The 14,705-nt window shown below is 42.0% G+C and carries 21 protein-coding genes; 14 read left to right on the top strand and 7 right to left on the bottom strand.

Annotation, left to right across the window (positions count from 1 at the left end):
* Positions 1–67 precede the first annotated feature (67 nt).
* The 3 genes from hisH to hisF all read left to right on the top strand — a co-directional run bounded on the left by hisH (position 68) and on the right by hisF (position 2,305).
* Complete coding sequence (hisH, locus tag B0182_RS09435) at positions 68–670, top strand: imidazole glycerol phosphate synthase subunit HisH (RefSeq protein ID WP_078274694.1); 603 nt, start codon at positions 68–70, stop codon at positions 668–670.
* A gap of 106 nt (positions 671–776) precedes the next feature.
* Positions 777–1,505 carry a 1-(5-phosphoribosyl)-5-[(5-phosphoribosylamino)methylideneamino]imidazole-4-carboxamide isomerase gene (gene hisA, locus B0182_RS09440; protein WP_244893671.1) on the top strand — a complete coding sequence of 243 codons (729 nt, stop codon included), beginning with the start codon at positions 777–779 and terminating at the stop codon, positions 1,503–1,505.
* Positions 1,499–2,305 (top strand): imidazole glycerol phosphate synthase subunit HisF, encoded by an 807-nt coding sequence (hisF, locus tag B0182_RS09445; protein ID WP_078274697.1) that lies wholly within the window; start codon positions 1,499–1,501, stop codon positions 2,303–2,305. The genes hisA and hisF overlap by 7 nt, the downstream gene beginning before the upstream one ends.
* A 55-nt stretch (positions 2,306–2,360) precedes the next feature.
* On the opposite strand, the gene B0182_RS09450 is transcribed toward hisF, so the two are convergent.
* Entirely contained in the window at positions 2,361–3,395 is a 1,035-nt protein-coding gene (locus B0182_RS09450) for an HlyD family secretion protein (RefSeq protein ID WP_158079678.1), read from the bottom strand.
* 165 nt (positions 3,396–3,560) lie between these two features.
* On the bottom strand, positions 3,561–5,174 hold the full coding sequence (locus B0182_RS09455; protein WP_078274700.1) for an MFS transporter: 1,614 nt from the start codon (positions 5,172–5,174) through the stop codon (positions 3,561–3,563).
* 276 nt (positions 5,175–5,450) lie between these two features.
* Here B0182_RS09455 and B0182_RS09460 point away from each other — a divergent pair, with 276 nt between their 5' ends.
* Together B0182_RS09460 and fabF are read left to right on the top strand one after the other, a co-directional pair.
* The gene (locus tag B0182_RS09460) at positions 5,451–6,320 is read left to right on the top strand and encodes an AraC family transcriptional regulator (RefSeq protein WP_078274702.1); all 870 of its coding nucleotides are present in this window, start codon (positions 5,451–5,453) and stop codon (positions 6,318–6,320) included.
* Positions 6,321–6,459: 139 nt separating this feature from the next.
* Positions 6,460–7,752 (top strand): beta-ketoacyl-ACP synthase II, encoded by a 1,293-nt coding sequence (gene fabF, locus B0182_RS09465; RefSeq protein WP_078274703.1) that lies wholly within the window; start codon positions 6,460–6,462, stop codon positions 7,750–7,752.
* A gap of 57 nt (positions 7,753–7,809) precedes the next feature.
* Here the strand turns inward: fabF and B0182_RS09470 are convergent, their stop codons facing one another.
* Both B0182_RS09470 and B0182_RS14360 read right to left on the bottom strand, forming a co-directional pair.
* Positions 7,810–8,136 (bottom strand): hypothetical protein, encoded by a 327-nt coding sequence (locus tag B0182_RS09470; protein ID WP_078274704.1) that lies wholly within the window; start codon positions 8,134–8,136, stop codon positions 7,810–7,812.
* Positions 8,137–8,139: 3 nt separating this feature from the next.
* A complete protein-coding gene (locus B0182_RS14360; protein ID WP_158079679.1) occupies positions 8,140–8,295 on the bottom strand; it encodes a hypothetical protein in 156 nt (51 codons plus the stop codon).
* Positions 8,296–8,777: 482 nt separating this feature from the next.
* Between B0182_RS14360 and ykgO the strand changes: the two genes are divergently transcribed.
* The 3 genes from ykgO to B0182_RS14365 all read left to right on the top strand — a co-directional run bounded on the left by ykgO (position 8,778) and on the right by B0182_RS14365 (position 9,763).
* Positions 8,778–8,918, top strand: coding sequence for a type B 50S ribosomal protein L36 (gene ykgO / locus B0182_RS09475; RefSeq protein WP_029103571.1), 141 nt, complete (start codon positions 8,778–8,780; stop codon positions 8,916–8,918).
* Between the two features lie 173 nt (positions 8,919–9,091).
* Positions 9,092–9,556 carry a hemerythrin domain-containing protein gene (locus tag B0182_RS09480; protein WP_078274706.1) on the top strand — a complete coding sequence of 155 codons (465 nt, stop codon included), beginning with the start codon at positions 9,092–9,094 and terminating at the stop codon, positions 9,554–9,556.
* A gap of 51 nt (positions 9,557–9,607) precedes the next feature.
* Entirely contained in the window at positions 9,608–9,763 is a 156-nt protein-coding gene (locus B0182_RS14365) for a hypothetical protein (RefSeq protein WP_158079680.1), read from the top strand.
* Here B0182_RS14365 and B0182_RS09485 read toward each other — a convergent pair.
* The 3 genes from B0182_RS09485 to B0182_RS09495 form a co-directional block, all read right to left on the bottom strand.
* Positions 9,758–10,033, bottom strand: coding sequence for a hypothetical protein (locus tag B0182_RS09485; RefSeq protein ID WP_078274708.1), 276 nt, complete (start codon positions 10,031–10,033; stop codon positions 9,758–9,760). The genes B0182_RS14365 and B0182_RS09485 overlap by 6 nt on opposite strands.
* Positions 10,034–10,319: 286 nt before the next feature.
* Complete coding sequence (locus B0182_RS09490) at positions 10,320–10,565, bottom strand: hypothetical protein (RefSeq protein WP_078274709.1); 246 nt, start codon at positions 10,563–10,565, stop codon at positions 10,320–10,322.
* Between the two features lie 122 nt (positions 10,566–10,687).
* Positions 10,688–11,071 (bottom strand): hypothetical protein, encoded by a 384-nt coding sequence (locus B0182_RS09495; RefSeq protein WP_078274710.1) that lies wholly within the window; start codon positions 11,069–11,071, stop codon positions 10,688–10,690.
* Between the two features lie 70 nt (positions 11,072–11,141).
* Here B0182_RS09495 and B0182_RS09500 point away from each other — a divergent pair, with 70 nt between their 5' ends.
* The 6 genes from B0182_RS09500 to B0182_RS09525 all read left to right on the top strand — a co-directional run bounded on the left by B0182_RS09500 (position 11,142) and on the right by B0182_RS09525 (position 14,585).
* Positions 11,142–11,399 (top strand): hypothetical protein, encoded by a 258-nt coding sequence (locus tag B0182_RS09500; RefSeq protein ID WP_078274711.1) that lies wholly within the window; start codon positions 11,142–11,144, stop codon positions 11,397–11,399.
* A 506-nt stretch (positions 11,400–11,905) separates the two neighbouring features.
* A complete protein-coding gene (locus B0182_RS09505; protein WP_078274712.1) occupies positions 11,906–13,198 on the top strand; it encodes a replication initiation factor domain-containing protein in 1,293 nt (430 codons plus the stop codon).
* Between the two features lie 63 nt (positions 13,199–13,261).
* On the top strand, positions 13,262–13,552 hold the full coding sequence (locus B0182_RS09510; RefSeq protein WP_078274713.1) for a hypothetical protein: 291 nt from the start codon (positions 13,262–13,264) through the stop codon (positions 13,550–13,552).
* Positions 13,553–13,561: 9 nt separating this feature from the next.
* A complete protein-coding gene (locus B0182_RS09515) occupies positions 13,562–13,789 on the top strand; it encodes a hypothetical protein (RefSeq protein WP_078274714.1) in 228 nt (75 codons plus the stop codon).
* 9 nt (positions 13,790–13,798) lie between these two features.
* A complete protein-coding gene (locus B0182_RS09520; RefSeq protein WP_078274715.1) occupies positions 13,799–14,068 on the top strand; it encodes a major capsid protein in 270 nt (89 codons plus the stop codon).
* A gap of 70 nt (positions 14,069–14,138) precedes the next feature.
* Complete coding sequence (locus B0182_RS09525; RefSeq protein WP_078274716.1) at positions 14,139–14,585, top strand: hypothetical protein; 447 nt, start codon at positions 14,139–14,141, stop codon at positions 14,583–14,585.
* Positions 14,586–14,705 lie beyond the last annotated feature (120 nt).

The following is a 14,705-nucleotide window of genomic DNA, read 5'->3' on the forward strand; positions in this document are numbered from 1 at the left end:
CTAAGCCCCTACACACCAAAAAATTAAAATAAATGAATGATATGATTTTAATTAAACAGGATAAAAAATGAAATTAGTAATCATAGACACAAACTGTGCCAATTTAACTTCGGTTAAATTTGCCTTTGAACGCTTGGGTATTACCCCGATTATTTCGGACGATAAAGAAATCATCTTATCCGCCGAAAAGATAGTATTACCAGGGGTGGGAACGGCTGAATTTGCAATGAATGAACTTAGCAAAAAAGGCTTAATTGATACCATTAGACAAATCAAAGTACCCACGCTTGGCATTTGTTTGGGAATGCAATTATTGGGCGAGTATTCTCTTGAGGGGCAAACTGCCAATATTAACACGCTAAATTTAATTGCCAACAATACGCATAAACTAGAAGTGGGTGAATTGCCCTTACCGCATATGGGCTGGAATAAACTGTATTTTGATGAGATAAATAATCCTTTGTTTAAAAACATTAACAATGGCGATTTTGTTTATTTTGTTCATAGTTATGCAATGGGTGTCAATGAATTTACCCTTGCCACAAGCTATTATGGGCAGGCATTTAGTGCCATTGTCAATAAAGACAATTTTTTTGGAATGCAATTTCACCCAGAGAAATCTGGCAAGGTTGGTTTACAATTATTAAAAAACTTTGTGGAGAATATTTAAATCATAGGGGCGAATATAATTTGCCCGCAAAGTCCACATTTTAAAAAAATATTAAGTCCAAAAACGGTGCGTATTACGCACCTTACAAATGATGGAGAATATATCAATGAGTTTAATTATCCCCGCACTTGATTTAATAGACGGGCAAATTGTGCGTTTACATCAAGGCGATTATGCCAAACAAACGAGTTATGACTTTGACCCGATTAAAAAATTCCAAGAATATATTAACGATGGGGCAAATTATTTGCACCTTGTGGATTTGACAGGGGCAAAAGACCCAAACAAACGCCAAATTGATTTGATTGGACAAATCATTAAACAAACGAGTGCCGACATTCAAGTCGGGGGCGGTATTAGAAATGAGAGCGAAATCAAAGCCTTATTTGACATTGGGGCAAGACGGTTGGTAATTGGTTCATTGGCAATTAAAGAAAAGGCTTTGGTTAAATCGTGGTTTAATACTTATGGGGCGGATAAATTTGTCCTTGCCCTTGATGTCAATGTCATTGACAATAACCCCTATATTGCCATTAGCGGTTGGCAAGAAAATAGCGGGGTATTGCTTGATGATATTATCAATGAATATTTGCAAGTGGGCTTGGTTCATGTTCTTTGTACCGATATTAGCAAAGACGGGACATTAACGGGTTCTAATGTTGCCCTATATCAAGACTTAATAAAAAAATACCCCACTTTAAAAATCCAATCATCGGGCGGTATTGGCAATCTTGATGATATTAAAGCGATTAAAAATACAGGCGTGAGTGGTATTATTGTTGGGCGAGCGTTATTAGAAGGGAAAGTTTATTTAAAGGAAGCGATAGAATGTTGATTTTAGAAACTTTAAAACAAAAAAATGAATTAGCCAAACGCATTATTCCTTGTCTTGATGTCAAAAATGGACAAGTGGTCAAAGGCGTGCAATTTAAAAATCACGAGATTGTTGGCGACATTGTGCCACTTGCCAAGTTTTATAGCGATGAAGGGGCGGACGAACTGGTATTTTATGACATTTCGGCATCGTCAGACGGACGGACGGTGGACAAGGCGTGGGTACGTGAAGTGGCACAGGTCATTGACATTCCCTTTTGTGTGGCGGGGGGCATTCGTACGCTTGTCGATGCCGAAGTGATTTTTGAATATGGGGCGGACAAGATTTCGGTCAATTCGCCCGCCCTTGAAAATCCAAGTCTGGTTGCCGAGCTTGCCAAACGCTTTGGCGTGCAGGCGGTGGTGGTAGGCATTGACAGTTGGTACGATAAAAGCACGGGGATTTATTGGGTAAACCAATATACAGGCGATGAAAAAAAGACCAAAAAAACTGAGTGGCAGGTGGCGGACTGGGTGCGTGAAGTCCAAAATTTGGGGGCGGGCGAGATTGTGCTAAATGTGATGAACCAAGACGGCGTAAGGGCTGGCTACGATGTGGCACAGCTTGCCAAAGTGCGTGAAATTTGTGCTGTGCCACTGATTGCGTCAGGTGGGGCGGGGGCAATGAGCCATTTTTATGATGTATTTGTGCAAGCCAATGTGGACGGAGCGTTGGCGGCAAGTGTGTTTCATAAGGGGTTGATACAGATTGGCGAGCTTAAAAGTTACCTTAAAAATCAAGGTGTTGCAGTTCGAACTTAACCACCACTACCCACAAAAACGCCGTTATCAGAAAATGGCGTTTTTTTAACCATCGTCATTTAACAGCAACCTCATTGACTTTATCGATTTTTACCACCGCCGACATGCCCATACTCACATTTTTTACCGCACTTTGATTAGGGTCAAACTCAATTTTGACAGGAATTCTTTGAGCGATTTTGATAAAATTACCCGTACTGGGGTCGGTTTTGGCGGTGCTAAACTCCGACCCTGTGGCAGGGGCGATTTGAGTAACTTTGCCCGTTAATATGGTTTTTCCGCCCAAAGCGTCCATCTCAATGTGAGCAAGTGACCCTATGCCAATTTGGGCGATTTCGGTTTCTTTGACATTGGCAATCAGCCAATAATCAGGTGGTACCACCGTCATCAAATTCGTCCCCACCGCCACCAGTTGCCCTGTCTTTGCGGTAATCTCGCCAAGCTGTCCGCTGATGGGTGATTTTATCAAGGTCTGCTCCAAATCCAATTTGGCAAGTTCAAGCCCTGCTTTGGCATTGTCAATCGCCACCAGATTACTTTTTTCATTCACCTTCACATCAATCGCCTGCTGTTCAGAGGCTTTTTTCTGAGCAATGGCTTGGGCAAGTGCCGACTGTGCTTTTTTGACATTGGTTTGGGCGTCATCATAGGCTTGACGAGACACAGCGTCTATCTTAATCAGCTCTGCCATTCTGCCAAATTGTGCCTGTGCATTGGCAAGGGTTGCCTGTGCCGAGCTGATGTTTGCGTCCATGACGGCGATGTTAGCGACCGCCGAAGTTTGGGCTTGCTTGATTTTTTGCAATGCCGTCTCTTGGGCAAGCACGCCTGCACTCGCCTGAGCCACCTTCATCTCATATTGCTCCGTCTCAATCTGTACAAGCGGTTGTCCAGCCTCCACCCACTCATAATCCTGCACCAAAATTTCCTTGACATAGCCACCCACTTTGGGACTAATCACGGTCGCCTTACCACGAATGTAGGCGTTGTTGGTCTCGATATAATTGGGAGAAAAAGGTGGTAATTGATAAGCATACAAAATCCCCATCACGCCCGAGAGCAAAAGACCTAGCACCAACAATTTCTTCAAGGGAGATTTCTTTTTGGGTTGCCAAGTTTGTGGCTCATTTGGGTTTGTTTGGGGTTCTTCATTTTGTATTGGTGTAGATTGCGTCATTTTTTACTCTATTGCATTTATTTGGTTTTTAATTAAATATTGGTGATGGGGCAAATAACGCCCTTGATAACTTAACCATCATCGTCTGCCTCGATTGGGGTCTGCCAAATAGGCTTGCAATTTTTGCATTTCCACTTCTAGCACATCAATTTGATGGTAACGGCGATACGCCCAAAAGACAAAAGACACCACAAAGCCCAAACTGGCAAATACCCAAACCCAAAAGAACAAATCGTTATATGCCAAGATTCTTGCTTCTAGATTTGCCATTTGTACCGCTTGGGCGTAGTTGGCGGTGGTGATGGTGCCGTCATCGAGGGTGATTTGAGCAAGCAGGTTTTGTAGGTGGGCTTGTGTTTGAATTTGCACAAATGCCCCAAAAATGGCATTCCCCAAAAGCCCGCCAAACACCTGTGTCGCCGAATACACCGCCACAAAGCCCGCTATCTGCTCTACCCCTTCGGCAATCGCTCTCACCATGCCCTCCAACATCACAGGTCCTGCAAAATAAAAGGTCGCAAAAGCAATCAATGACTGACTGACATAAAAATGACTGACAGGCGTAACGGACGACACACCGATGTCCAAATATGCCCCCACCGCAATCCCCAGCAGGGCTATCATGGTATTTCGGCGAACATCTTTGGGGTTTAGGGTGATGATACTTAGTATGAGTCCAAATAAAGAGGAGATAAAAATGAGTTTATAATACCCATAAAGCTGTTCACTACTTAACCCCATCAACGCCAAAACACCCCCTGCCCCCACGCTTTGCTCTGTCGTAAACAGTCGTGTCAGCATTGCCATGAGCAAAAAGAAACTGATTTGCCGAGCAGAAATCCAATGCCAGTTAATGAGTGGTTTGTCACGATAGGCTTCCAGCCACAACGCTAGCCCCAAAAAGAGCACCCCAGACGCCAAGAAAAACCCCAGCCAAGTGGTCGTCCACCACACCACATTCCCCAAACTCAAATACGCACAAAGACACGCCACCCCTGCCGAAAACAGCCCAAAACTGAGCCAATCTCTCCATGATAAAGCAGGCTCGTGATAGCCTTTTGGTAGGGGCAAATACAGCACAGCAGATAGGCAAATGAGGGTGATGGCAAGCTGAAACACAAACATCGCTGTCACATTGCCGTCCGCCAGTAGCGTGGGCGACATCATATAACAAAGGCTTGACACCGCCTGCATGAGCCCTGCTGATAACGCCAGTGGAATGAGTGCCTTGCCTGCCCGAAAAGTTTGCATGGCATAAAACATACCCAGCGTCAAAAGCCCGCTCGTTCCCACACCCATGATAAAACGAGCGACGAGTTCGAGCTCAAAGCGACCACCAAAAGTTTGGAGCACATTGCTCACAAACATCAAAATCAGCGTCCAACGAACAAACTTTTGTAAAGAATAATGTTGGCGAATTTTTAGCCACATTATGCCCATCACCGCATTGCCCATCAAATATGCCGACTGCACCCAAATGCCCTGCATGGTGTCTAAGGCAAGCTCACCACGCACCGCCCCCATGTTGGCGGTCAAAAGCCCGTTTTGTAACCCTGCACAAAAAATCAATAACAGCCCAATCAACACATAAGCAAGCTGTCTTTTGCCTGTGTGAATCGGAGAGGCAGGCGAGCCAGCCATAAAAGGCTGTTCATCAGGTTTATAAATGTAGCCGTTGTCTTGAAGTGCCATAGGGTTTGTTGATTGGGATAAATGAGCTTAAAATTGGGTTTGGATAAATTGATTTAGATAAATGGGTTTTGGGTAAATTCGCCCATAAATTCACCCAGACAAATCAGCTTAGATAAACTAACTGGGTCAAATTAAGCAACAACACCTTAATACCCATGAGGCAGTTGGGCATTATCCGCCATCGTGTATTTTTGATGATATTGATACAAAGAATGGCTATTATACTGACAAAAATTTTATTAAAATAGGTCAAAATCATACTTTTTTAGGGTAAAAATGGGAAATTTTGACATACCACTCATTCCACCACGCCAATTCTCACTCAATTTTAATTGTGGACTCATCAGTAAACTAAACGCCAACGCTGACGATTATCATCGCAATCTGATGGCACAAATGGACAAAACACACCGTTTTGATTTTTTTATTTGGTTTTTTTGCACCAGTGGCACCATCGAGCAAGTGATTGATTTTGAAAAAATTTCCACCACCGCAGGGCAAGCGGTATTTATCCGCCCCCACCAGCTACACAAGATGAACCACACCGACGGTTTTGATGGTTTTATTTTGACTTGGCGAGATGAATTTTTGGTAAAATCGGTGTCGTGTGAGACTTTTCCGTCCGTGCAAGTCTTTGATGAGCAAGAAAAAATCGCCCTGCACAATTTTGGCGAAGTGTTAAAAATTGGCTTAACCATGACCGACTTGACCACAAAGGTGGCGTTTTTACAACATCAGCTATCGGCATTTTTATTATATTTACAGTGCTGTTTTGGCAAAGCAACGCTGACCAACAGCCCAAGTTTGGTTCGTCATCAGGCGTTTTTGGCATTATTAGAGCAACATTATCAAACTCATCATCAAGTACAATTTTATGCCAAAATGCTCGCCTGCTCACCAAAATCACTAAGCACCGCTTGCCAAACCCACGCCCAAAAAACCGCCAAAACATTGATTTTTGAGCGGTTATTATTGGAGAGCAAACGACTGCTTGTCCACAGTGATTTGACAATAACACAAATCGGCGAACGGCTTGGTTTTGGTGAAAGCACCCATTTTGCTAAGTTTTTTAGGACATGGCAAGGTGTTACAGCCCATGAATTTCGCAAACAATTTAACCTTCATGACAACGCCACCCAAAAATGATGGGGTTAAATGCTATTTATGGCAGTTTTATTTTACAAAATAATACACTTGTAAACTTCTATTTTTAAAAAAATCTTGTTACAATACCCTCTTTAAATTGTAAACAAATTTTTCAAAAACATTTGCAAGGAATATAACGATGAAAAAACCTCATTTTGAGCGAGCCGACAGCGAGCGAGTGGTCATCACAGGCATGGGGGCGATTACCCCTGTGGGCAATGATTTGGACACCATTTGGGCAAACTTAACAAATGGCGTGAGCGGTATTCGTGCCATACCTGATTTTGACGGCTTGGAGATGAGTGAGTTTCGCTCAAAGATTGCAGGGCTGGTTAAGGATTTTAATGCCGAAGAGTTTTTGAACCCCAAAGAGATTCGCCGTTTTGATGAGTTTGTGCACTACGCCCAAGTTGCGTCCGCCCAAGCCTTGTATCACGCTGGACTGATAGATGGCATTAAGGGCGAAAGTTTGCCTGTTAATGTGGACAGCGAGCGATTTGGTGTGGTGATGGGGTCAGGGATTGGTGGCATACAAACCATTGAGAATAGCCGAGATACCCTGCGTGATAACGGGGCAAAAAAAGTCTCACCTTTTATCATCCCAGGCTCCATTGTCAATATGCCCGCAGGACTCATCGCCATTCGCCATAACCTAAAAGGGGCGAACCTTGCCACGTCCACCGCTTGCACCACATCCACGCACGCCATCGGGCTTGGGGCAAGGCTCATCGCCTGTGGCGATTTGGATGCGGTGTTGGTGGGCGGTAGCGAAAAGGCAAGCACACCGCTTGGACTGTCGGGCTTTGGGGCAATGCACGCCCTATCCACTCGCAACGATGAACCCACCCGAGCGTCTCGCCCCTTTGATAAGGACAGAGATGGCTTTGTGCTTGGGAACGGAGCAGGGGCGTTGGTGCTAGAAAGCCTTGCTCATGCTAAGGCTCGTGGGGCAACGATTTTGGCAGAAGTGGCAGGTTTTGGTATGAGCAATGACGCAAGCCACATCACCGCCCCACCAACAAACGGTAACGGGGCAAAACGTGCGATGATAAACGCCTTAGCAGACGGCGGTATCAGTACCGACAAAGTCGGCTATATCAATGCCCACGGCACGTCCACGCCCGCAGGGGACGTGGCAGAAAGCAGTGCGATTGAAAGCCTATTTGGTAAAAACATTTTGGTGAGTTCCACCAAATCCATGACAGGGCATTTGCTCGGGGCGGCAGGAGCGATAGAAGCCATCTTTACCGTGCTTGCCTTACAGCACCAAACCCTACCCCCCACCATCAACCTAGACAACCCAGATCCTGCCTGTACGCTTGACTATATTCCCCATACCGCAAGGGCGGTGAGTGGTGTGAACTATGCCATTTCGAACAGCTTTGGCTTTGGCGGGACGAATGGTAGTTTGGTGTTTAGGCGTTGGGCGTAATAAAAATCCAAAAGCCCTGTCTTAGAACAGGGCTTTTTATAGATAGACTTGGCAGAATTATTTCACTTTAACCAATTTGCCTTGATTATTTGATTTTAGTTTAACCGTTCGCTTTTTTGACGGGAAACAGCTCGGGTCGCTATCGGCATAAGATACTTCTGTAACATGGATAATGCCATTGACCACTTTAACATTGCCTGATAATTCTGCCGAATGCACATCGCCTTTTTTGTATTGATTTTTTCCCGTTGCCAAAAATGTCGCCACTTCAAAACTGCCTGTGGTATTATGACAGTTTAGCTCTTCGCAATAATACAGTGAGACTATCGCATCTTTTTTGCCATCTTTATTGATGTCAGCATAAATAATGTCTTTTTGCGACAATGCCTACGTATAGGCATCTTCGCCATTATGCTCTATCTCTTCTTGATTCATGGCGTGTACCGTTTTATTGGCTTGTTTATTGGCTAGGCTGTTTAAGCTCTCTGCATGGGCGGTACTGGCGAATAACAAGACAGCAGGCAGTAGATAAGATAATTTCATCATTTTCTCCGTGATATGGCTAGGTTAGGTTTAAATCATCAAGTTAGGGCAAGATGACTTAATCATCCATCATTATATAAATAAAGAACTTTAAAATTACCACAAATTTACAATATGTGGGCGTAGGGACTGGCTCTGCACGTCCGATAAAATCATTACATCATCAAGGGCGTGTTCAACATGCCCCTACAAATCCTGTGGCAAATATCAAATTCGTTAGATATAATTAAAAAAAGCACTGAGATAAAACACTTGTTATCAATTTTAAAATAAAGAGCATTGTTTATTGATGATATTTTGGATGAATTTATAGAAAAAAATAACCAACAATCAGTAAGTTACCATTTTAATTTAAGATTGGGCAAATTTTAACCCCCCTTTACACGAATAATTTACAAGAATTATTCTCAATTCTCTTGTTTTTTGCTTATTTTTGGTATATTATAACATTTTATTTATCCCAGCTCTGACAGGAGAGTATCATGCAAGTACTATCATCACTCAAATCCGCCAAAACCCGCCACGAAGATTGCCAAGTGGTTCGCCGTCGTGGTCGCACCTTTGTCATTTGCAAATCCAACCCCCGTTTTAAAGCCGTGCAAGGCGGTAAAAAACGCAAATAATTGTGTGTCATGCCCCCGAACCGCTCTTTACGGGGCGGTTTTTTTGTAATTACTTATTTTAAAATGTCGCTGTTTTGTACAGATGGGCGGGCTTGCGTTGTCAAGCATGGCTTATTTTGTTATGATGATTATACTTACTAGCCATCATATCTCTTTTATTTATTGGACAAGCCATGAGCCAGTCAGACATTTTTAGTACACTCATTCATCATCACGACATTCAGCGTAAGCTGTGTCAAGATTTTCAACATGCCATCACCCAACAAGACCGCCCCAAAGCAGAGAGTGCCTTTATCCCCCTAAAAAATGAGCTAGAAGCCCACGCCGCCGCCGAAGAGCGTCATCTGTATGTGCCTGTGATGGCGTTTGATGATGGGTTAGAACTCTCTCGCCACGCCATTGCCGAACATCATGAGATGGACGAGATGATGGCGGTGCTGTCCGATGGGCGAACAGGGGACGAGCGATTCTTTAAGACGGCACAAGAGCTTATTGATGAGACCTTGCACCATTTAAAAGAAGAAGAAAATGAGTTTGTTAAAGAAGCCAGAGAACTGCTTGACAAACCCACCCAAGAGCGACTGGGCAAGTTATATCAAGCCGAACATCAGGCATTTGAAGATAAGCATGGGGAGTGATTGTTTTACAATGCAGACCCAAACCGCTTTAAAAAAATGGTAAAATAACCCATGAATTTTGACATCATACCACCCATTACTGGTAAAGATTGCTTTGCCAAAATGGGTGCTATCAGAGACATCAACCGCCTAAAACGCACCTATGGGGAACCAATTGGAAAAATGCAAGGGCTTTTGCCTTGTCAAAATAAACAACGAAGTCTATGAAGCCAAAGGTCGTGGGTTCAATTCCCGCCAGGCACGCCATTTATTCCATAACTCCCCATTTTCGGGGTCTGTCTCTGCCTTTACAGCAAAAAATACCTGCATTGGGTCAAGCCCTACATACTCCGCTAATTTAAAAATAAGTGCGTCATCAGGCGTTCTCCGCCCTGCTTTATAATCTCCAAAGCGATGATAAAGCACATCAAACCTACATGCTAATGCTTTTTGTGAACCTGCCTTTATTTCTGCTTGCTTAATTAAGTTTTGTAACATTTTGTAAACTCCATTGCAAAAAATCCAAAAATGGATTATTATTGTATTAAATCCAAATATGGATTATTTTTTGATTATGAATAATCCAAAAATGGATTTTAATCCAAAATCGGTGTATAAATTCCGATTATACCCCTAACCGAAAATCTTGGCAAGTTTAACAGTAATATCTCCAAAAATTGGTTGTGGGCTTTAATCAGCTTAGGGGTGCTGTAACACCGCCTAAGCACCTAATTTTACAGTTTTCCGCCATCCACATCCACCCCTATGGGGTGGGGCGGATTTTTTAAAAAATTTTGCTCAGTAAATTGGCGATTGAAACAACGAGAGATATCCAAAGTAGAATTTGTATTACTTGCATAAATATATTTTTCTTGCTAAATAAATCATGCTCTACTTCTTTTTCAATCTCTTTTTGCTCTTGCTCTTGGTGTGGTTTTTTAATAACCGCATACACGCATATCAGCGATATGGCAAAAGCACCAACTCCAAAAATAAACGCCAGTGCTGATAAATTGACAGTTTCGCTCATGGTCGCCCCTATCACTTGTTAATTTTCGCAACATAACAGTATAACAGGGCTACCACCATTTTTGAAGTTTGAATATTTGTCGCCCTTCCACATCGCCCCTTTTGGGGCGGGGCGACTCTTTTTTACATAAGCTTAATAAAGGCAAAAAATGCCATGACAACAATTATGGTTTGCAAAAAGTTCATGGCTTCCCTACTGGGTCGCCTTCCAGTCACTTTCTTGTAGCCAAAAATCACGGCAACAAAAACAACAAGACCAAAAACCAACAACAAGGCAAATTTTTGGAACGGTTCTACCATTCTGGTTTGTAGCGTTTCGCTTAGTATAGGCTCGCTACTAGCAACCATTACCGCCTGTGTTTGTGTTTGTGTCTCTGTCTGTGGCTCGACGTATATCGGCTGTTGGTTTAAGAATTGATGATTTAATATGACTTCATTGTCATATTCGCTTTTCGGCATTACTTTGATGATTTTATCATCTCTGATAATTGCAATTTGTTCACTCATGGTAACACTCTTTAATTTGGGTTTGCATTCTTATTATAGCAGTGTTACCGCCTTTTTTAATAGGTGCATTATGAACTTTGATGATGATTTTGATGATGACTTTGATGATGACTATTTAGACCATTCACCTGACAACTGGGATTGCATGGTTTGTGGCACAAGCATTCCTCCCAATAGTGAATTTGAACTCTGCGACAACTGCAAAGATGACAATTTAGAAGAAATTTACGGCGACCAAACACCGTGTAAATTCTGTGGCGAACCGTTAGGACATCAAGAATCATACAACGATTTTCATTTTGATTGTTGGATGACTTCCGATAAATGAATCATCAATCCTTTTAATCATTAATTTTGCTTTTTAAATTAATGATTAAAAGGATTCACGGGGGTTTGGGGGTGTAGCCCCCAAGTGTTAAGAATATACCCTATGTTTAGTACGTTACTCCGCCCTGGATGCGTTAGGGATTGAAGCGGAAATATCTTTTAAACAAAGGATATATTTTTCTTAGATAAATTTCATTTCTCGGTAGAAAGAATGAAATTTTGCTTAGAAAAATAATACTTTGGCTTAAAAGGATTGAAGCGAAAAGCCCGACCCGTCAGGGGAACGCCCAAAAACAAAAAGCACAAAAACCGCTTATTTTGTTCCCCCAATATACAAAGAGTAGCGAAAACCAAACGAAAAGCCCAAAGACAAGATAAAAAAGACAAACCAAAACCCAATACCCAAATTTTTGGGTTTACGCCTTATGTAATACGGCGTAAACAAAACTAACCACTGTACAAGACTTGGCACCGTACGTTACAAAACGTTTTAATGTGGAAAAACAAATGAACTCAACAATGCTAGAAACAATATCAACCGTGCAAGAGCAGATAATATTAATAGGCGGTGAAACGCACCTTTTGCCCTTACGTGTACCAACAAAAGGCGAATATGTGGTTATTGATGCCCTTAATATTGTCTGCTCCGTGGAAACATTTACAAATAAGCAAATGTATGAGCTTGGCACCACTGCCAAAGACTTGTTTAGATTGGACTTGGATAACGAACAAAAAGAACAACTAAATGGCATGGTTATCTCTGCCATGGCTTTGGACTTATCAGATATCTTTGGCGATATGTTTGGCATTATTATCCCAAAAAATGCTGGCATTCACTACTACAAACAAGGCTATACCGTTTATTCCCCCGAAAATGAGATTTTATTAAACATTGGTATCGGTGGGCAAAATGAAACGGTATTTTTGGGCTTAACTGGCATGGGCTGTAAGCTCGCTGATGAAGGCTGGGAACTAAGACTACATCACTGGCTTGATAACGTGGCAACCGACGGCAAAATATCACGCATTGACTTAGCCCATGATGACTTCAAGGGTGAATACAGTAGCTTTGATTGGGCAAATGAACAAGAATCAAATGATATGTTCTTACTACCCAAAACCCGTAACCGCCCTGCATGCACCATAGCAGGCGAATTTAAGCATGGCGACCCACAAAATAAGGGCTTAACCCTGTATGTCGGCTCTCGCAAAAATGGAAAAGTTATCCGTTGCTACGAAAAAGGCAAACAGCTTGGCGATACAAGCTCGCCCTGGTTTCGCTCTGAGCTTGAGATACATGCCAAAAAAAGGCTAATACCTTTTGATATATTACTGCATCCCACCGAATATTTTTGCGGTGCTTACCCTTATTGCCTTGATTTGATTGAATTGGCAAAAAAGAATAAGGGCGACCACACGCCCCAAATTGTGGATAAATTTGAATCAATTAAACAAGAATCAAAAATCAGTTTGCACCGTGCCATAGATATTATCAGACACCAATTTGGCAAATACATTAAAGCCTTTGGTGAGATATTTACTAATACATACATGAACGGACAAAAAACCCCTGACTTTCAAAAGATTTTTTCAAAGATTTGCACAAAAAAGGATAAGGATTATTACCCCAAACGCCTAAAACTTTGTGCCAATTACTACAATCCAAATTCAAAATATGCTGATTTGGATAAGATTTTGAACCACGTTAAGGCACCGCCCAAAACCAAACAAACCGACATTGAAAAGGAATTGTTTGATATGTGGGGCATTAAAATTACGCCAATGTGGGCAAGTCCATAAAAAAATCCTATTTTTTTAGCGTTAAAAATAGGTCATTAGCAACCAACGCAAAAGGAAACAACCATGTCAAATCCTATCATCCTTGGGGCTAAACGCTCCAAAGGCACCCTAGACAACGGCAATACATACGATTCAACAAAAATCTATGTACAAACTGCCATGAAACCGTCACCCGACCAGGTGGGCTTTGCTGTCTCTGAATTTACCTGGGGCGATAGCTCCAATTATGACAAGATAAAAGACGTCAAATTCCCTGCCGAAGCCAATATCACTTATGAGATGGTTACCAACGGCAAAAGCAATCAAGTGATTGTTACAGACGTCCAAATTTTAAAACCAACACCAAAGGTTTAAGGATTTGCAATGGCTTATATTTGTGCCGAATTGGATGAAACATTTGCTAATGGCGATGGTTTCGCCCATTCTGGTGGCAATGTAGTTCATTGTAAAACTTGGGTGGTTTTGCAATCACCACTCAATGACTTGGCTATCACTGGTCCGCAATCGCTTGAACTCTCTTTGACGATTGCTTCACTGCTAATGATAGTCAAGGCTTATAAGATTGCTAGAAAGTCGTTAAACTCAATTTAAGGAATCGTTATGTCTAAAACTTACGACGAAAAAGGCAACGAACTTGTTGCCCAAACCCAAAAACAAGGCTTGATGAGCCGTGTTGTCCCTGCTTCTGTCCTTGGCTCTGTTGCCGTCATGGCAACTTCTGCTAATGCTGCAACTCTTGACTTATCTTCTCTAACTACTGAGCTTCAAGGCGTTCAAACTGCCGTTGTTGGTGTTGTCGCTGTTGCCATTACAATCGGTATCGCCATTGTTGGTTGGAAATGGGCTAAGCGTGCTTTATTCTCTGTCTAATCAGATTTTTTAGCACAATCACACTTGGGGACGCCTGAGTGTGATTTTCTAAACAATTTAAGGAGAAAATATGTTTGCAAGTCTTTTGGGCGATATTGTAAGCCAATTAAAAGTTGTTCTATTTGCTATTGTTGGTATGACCGCTGTTGTTTTATCCTTATTGTTTACATTATTGTCTTACAAAAAATACCGTGAAGCCATGTTTGTTCTTTACCCAAAGGCTACTGAAGACTTTATTCAATGGCAAAAAGAAAATGGCGATAATTTTGACAGCATTAATGATTCTGCCCAGGCTTACATTAATGCAAAAAATGCCGCCGCTAAATTTGAAATGATGCATGGCAAAGAATATCGAAAAAAACAACAATACTTTGAAGGTCGTATGGCTTATGAATACTTTCAAAGACAAATCAAAGCACACGATAAAATTCGCTCCATGCCCATTCACCATGCTTATTATCCCGCCATTGAAAAAATGGGCTATCGTGGATTTGATGATGACGTTTATTTTGGATGATTAAAATGTTAATGAGTGCTGAACCCCATATACTTAATTGGCTATTCCCCATTATTACCACAATGATTTTTTATTTATTGGTTAAATAAAAGGAACCCCCATGACCCCCCTAAAATTCTT

It is taken from the genome of Moraxella bovis (assembly GCF_002014975.1).
Taxonomy (GTDB): domain Bacteria; phylum Pseudomonadota; class Gammaproteobacteria; order Pseudomonadales; family Moraxellaceae; genus Moraxella; species Moraxella bovis.

Bases quoted from the DNA above. Each gene is read 5' to 3' on its own strand.
- hisH (WP_078274694.1), top strand. From the start codon at position 68: ATGAAATTAGTAATCATAGACACAAACTGTGCCAATTTAACTTCGGTT.
- hisA (WP_244893671.1), top strand. From the start codon at position 777: ATGAGTTTAATTATCCCCGCACTTGATTTAATAGACGGGCAAATTGTG.
- hisF (WP_078274697.1), top strand. From the start codon at position 1,499: ATGTTGATTTTAGAAACTTTAAAACAAAAAAATGAATTAGCCAAACGC.
- B0182_RS09455 (WP_078274700.1), bottom strand. From the start codon at position 5,174: ATGGCACTTCAAGACAACGGCTACATTTATAAACCTGATGAACAGCCT.
- B0182_RS09460 (WP_078274702.1), top strand. From the start codon at position 5,451: ATGGGAAATTTTGACATACCACTCATTCCACCACGCCAATTCTCACTC.
- fabF (WP_078274703.1), top strand. From the start codon at position 6,460: ATGAAAAAACCTCATTTTGAGCGAGCCGACAGCGAGCGAGTGGTCATC.
- B0182_RS14360 (WP_158079679.1), bottom strand. From the start codon at position 8,295: ATGAAATTATCTTATCTACTGCCTGCTGTCTTGTTATTCGCCAGTACC.
- ykgO (WP_029103571.1), top strand. From the start codon at position 8,778: ATGCAAGTACTATCATCACTCAAATCCGCCAAAACCCGCCACGAAGAT.
- B0182_RS09480 (WP_078274706.1), top strand. From the start codon at position 9,092: ATGAGCCAGTCAGACATTTTTAGTACACTCATTCATCATCACGACATT.
- B0182_RS14365 (WP_158079680.1), top strand. From the start codon at position 9,608: ATGAATTTTGACATCATACCACCCATTACTGGTAAAGATTGCTTTGCC.
- B0182_RS09485 (WP_078274708.1), bottom strand. From the start codon at position 10,033: ATGTTACAAAACTTAATTAAGCAAGCAGAAATAAAGGCAGGTTCACAA.
- B0182_RS09490 (WP_078274709.1), bottom strand. From the start codon at position 10,565: ATGAGCGAAACTGTCAATTTATCAGCACTGGCGTTTATTTTTGGAGTT.
- B0182_RS09495 (WP_078274710.1), bottom strand. From the start codon at position 11,071: ATGAGTGAACAAATTGCAATTATCAGAGATGATAAAATCATCAAAGTA.
- B0182_RS09500 (WP_078274711.1), top strand. From the start codon at position 11,142: ATGAACTTTGATGATGATTTTGATGATGACTTTGATGATGACTATTTA.
- B0182_RS09505 (WP_078274712.1), top strand. From the start codon at position 11,906: ATGAACTCAACAATGCTAGAAACAATATCAACCGTGCAAGAGCAGATA.
- B0182_RS09510 (WP_078274713.1), top strand. From the start codon at position 13,262: ATGTCAAATCCTATCATCCTTGGGGCTAAACGCTCCAAAGGCACCCTA.
- B0182_RS09515 (WP_078274714.1), top strand. From the start codon at position 13,562: ATGGCTTATATTTGTGCCGAATTGGATGAAACATTTGCTAATGGCGAT.
- B0182_RS09520 (WP_078274715.1), top strand. From the start codon at position 13,799: ATGTCTAAAACTTACGACGAAAAAGGCAACGAACTTGTTGCCCAAACC.
- B0182_RS09525 (WP_078274716.1), top strand. From the start codon at position 14,139: ATGTTTGCAAGTCTTTTGGGCGATATTGTAAGCCAATTAAAAGTTGTT.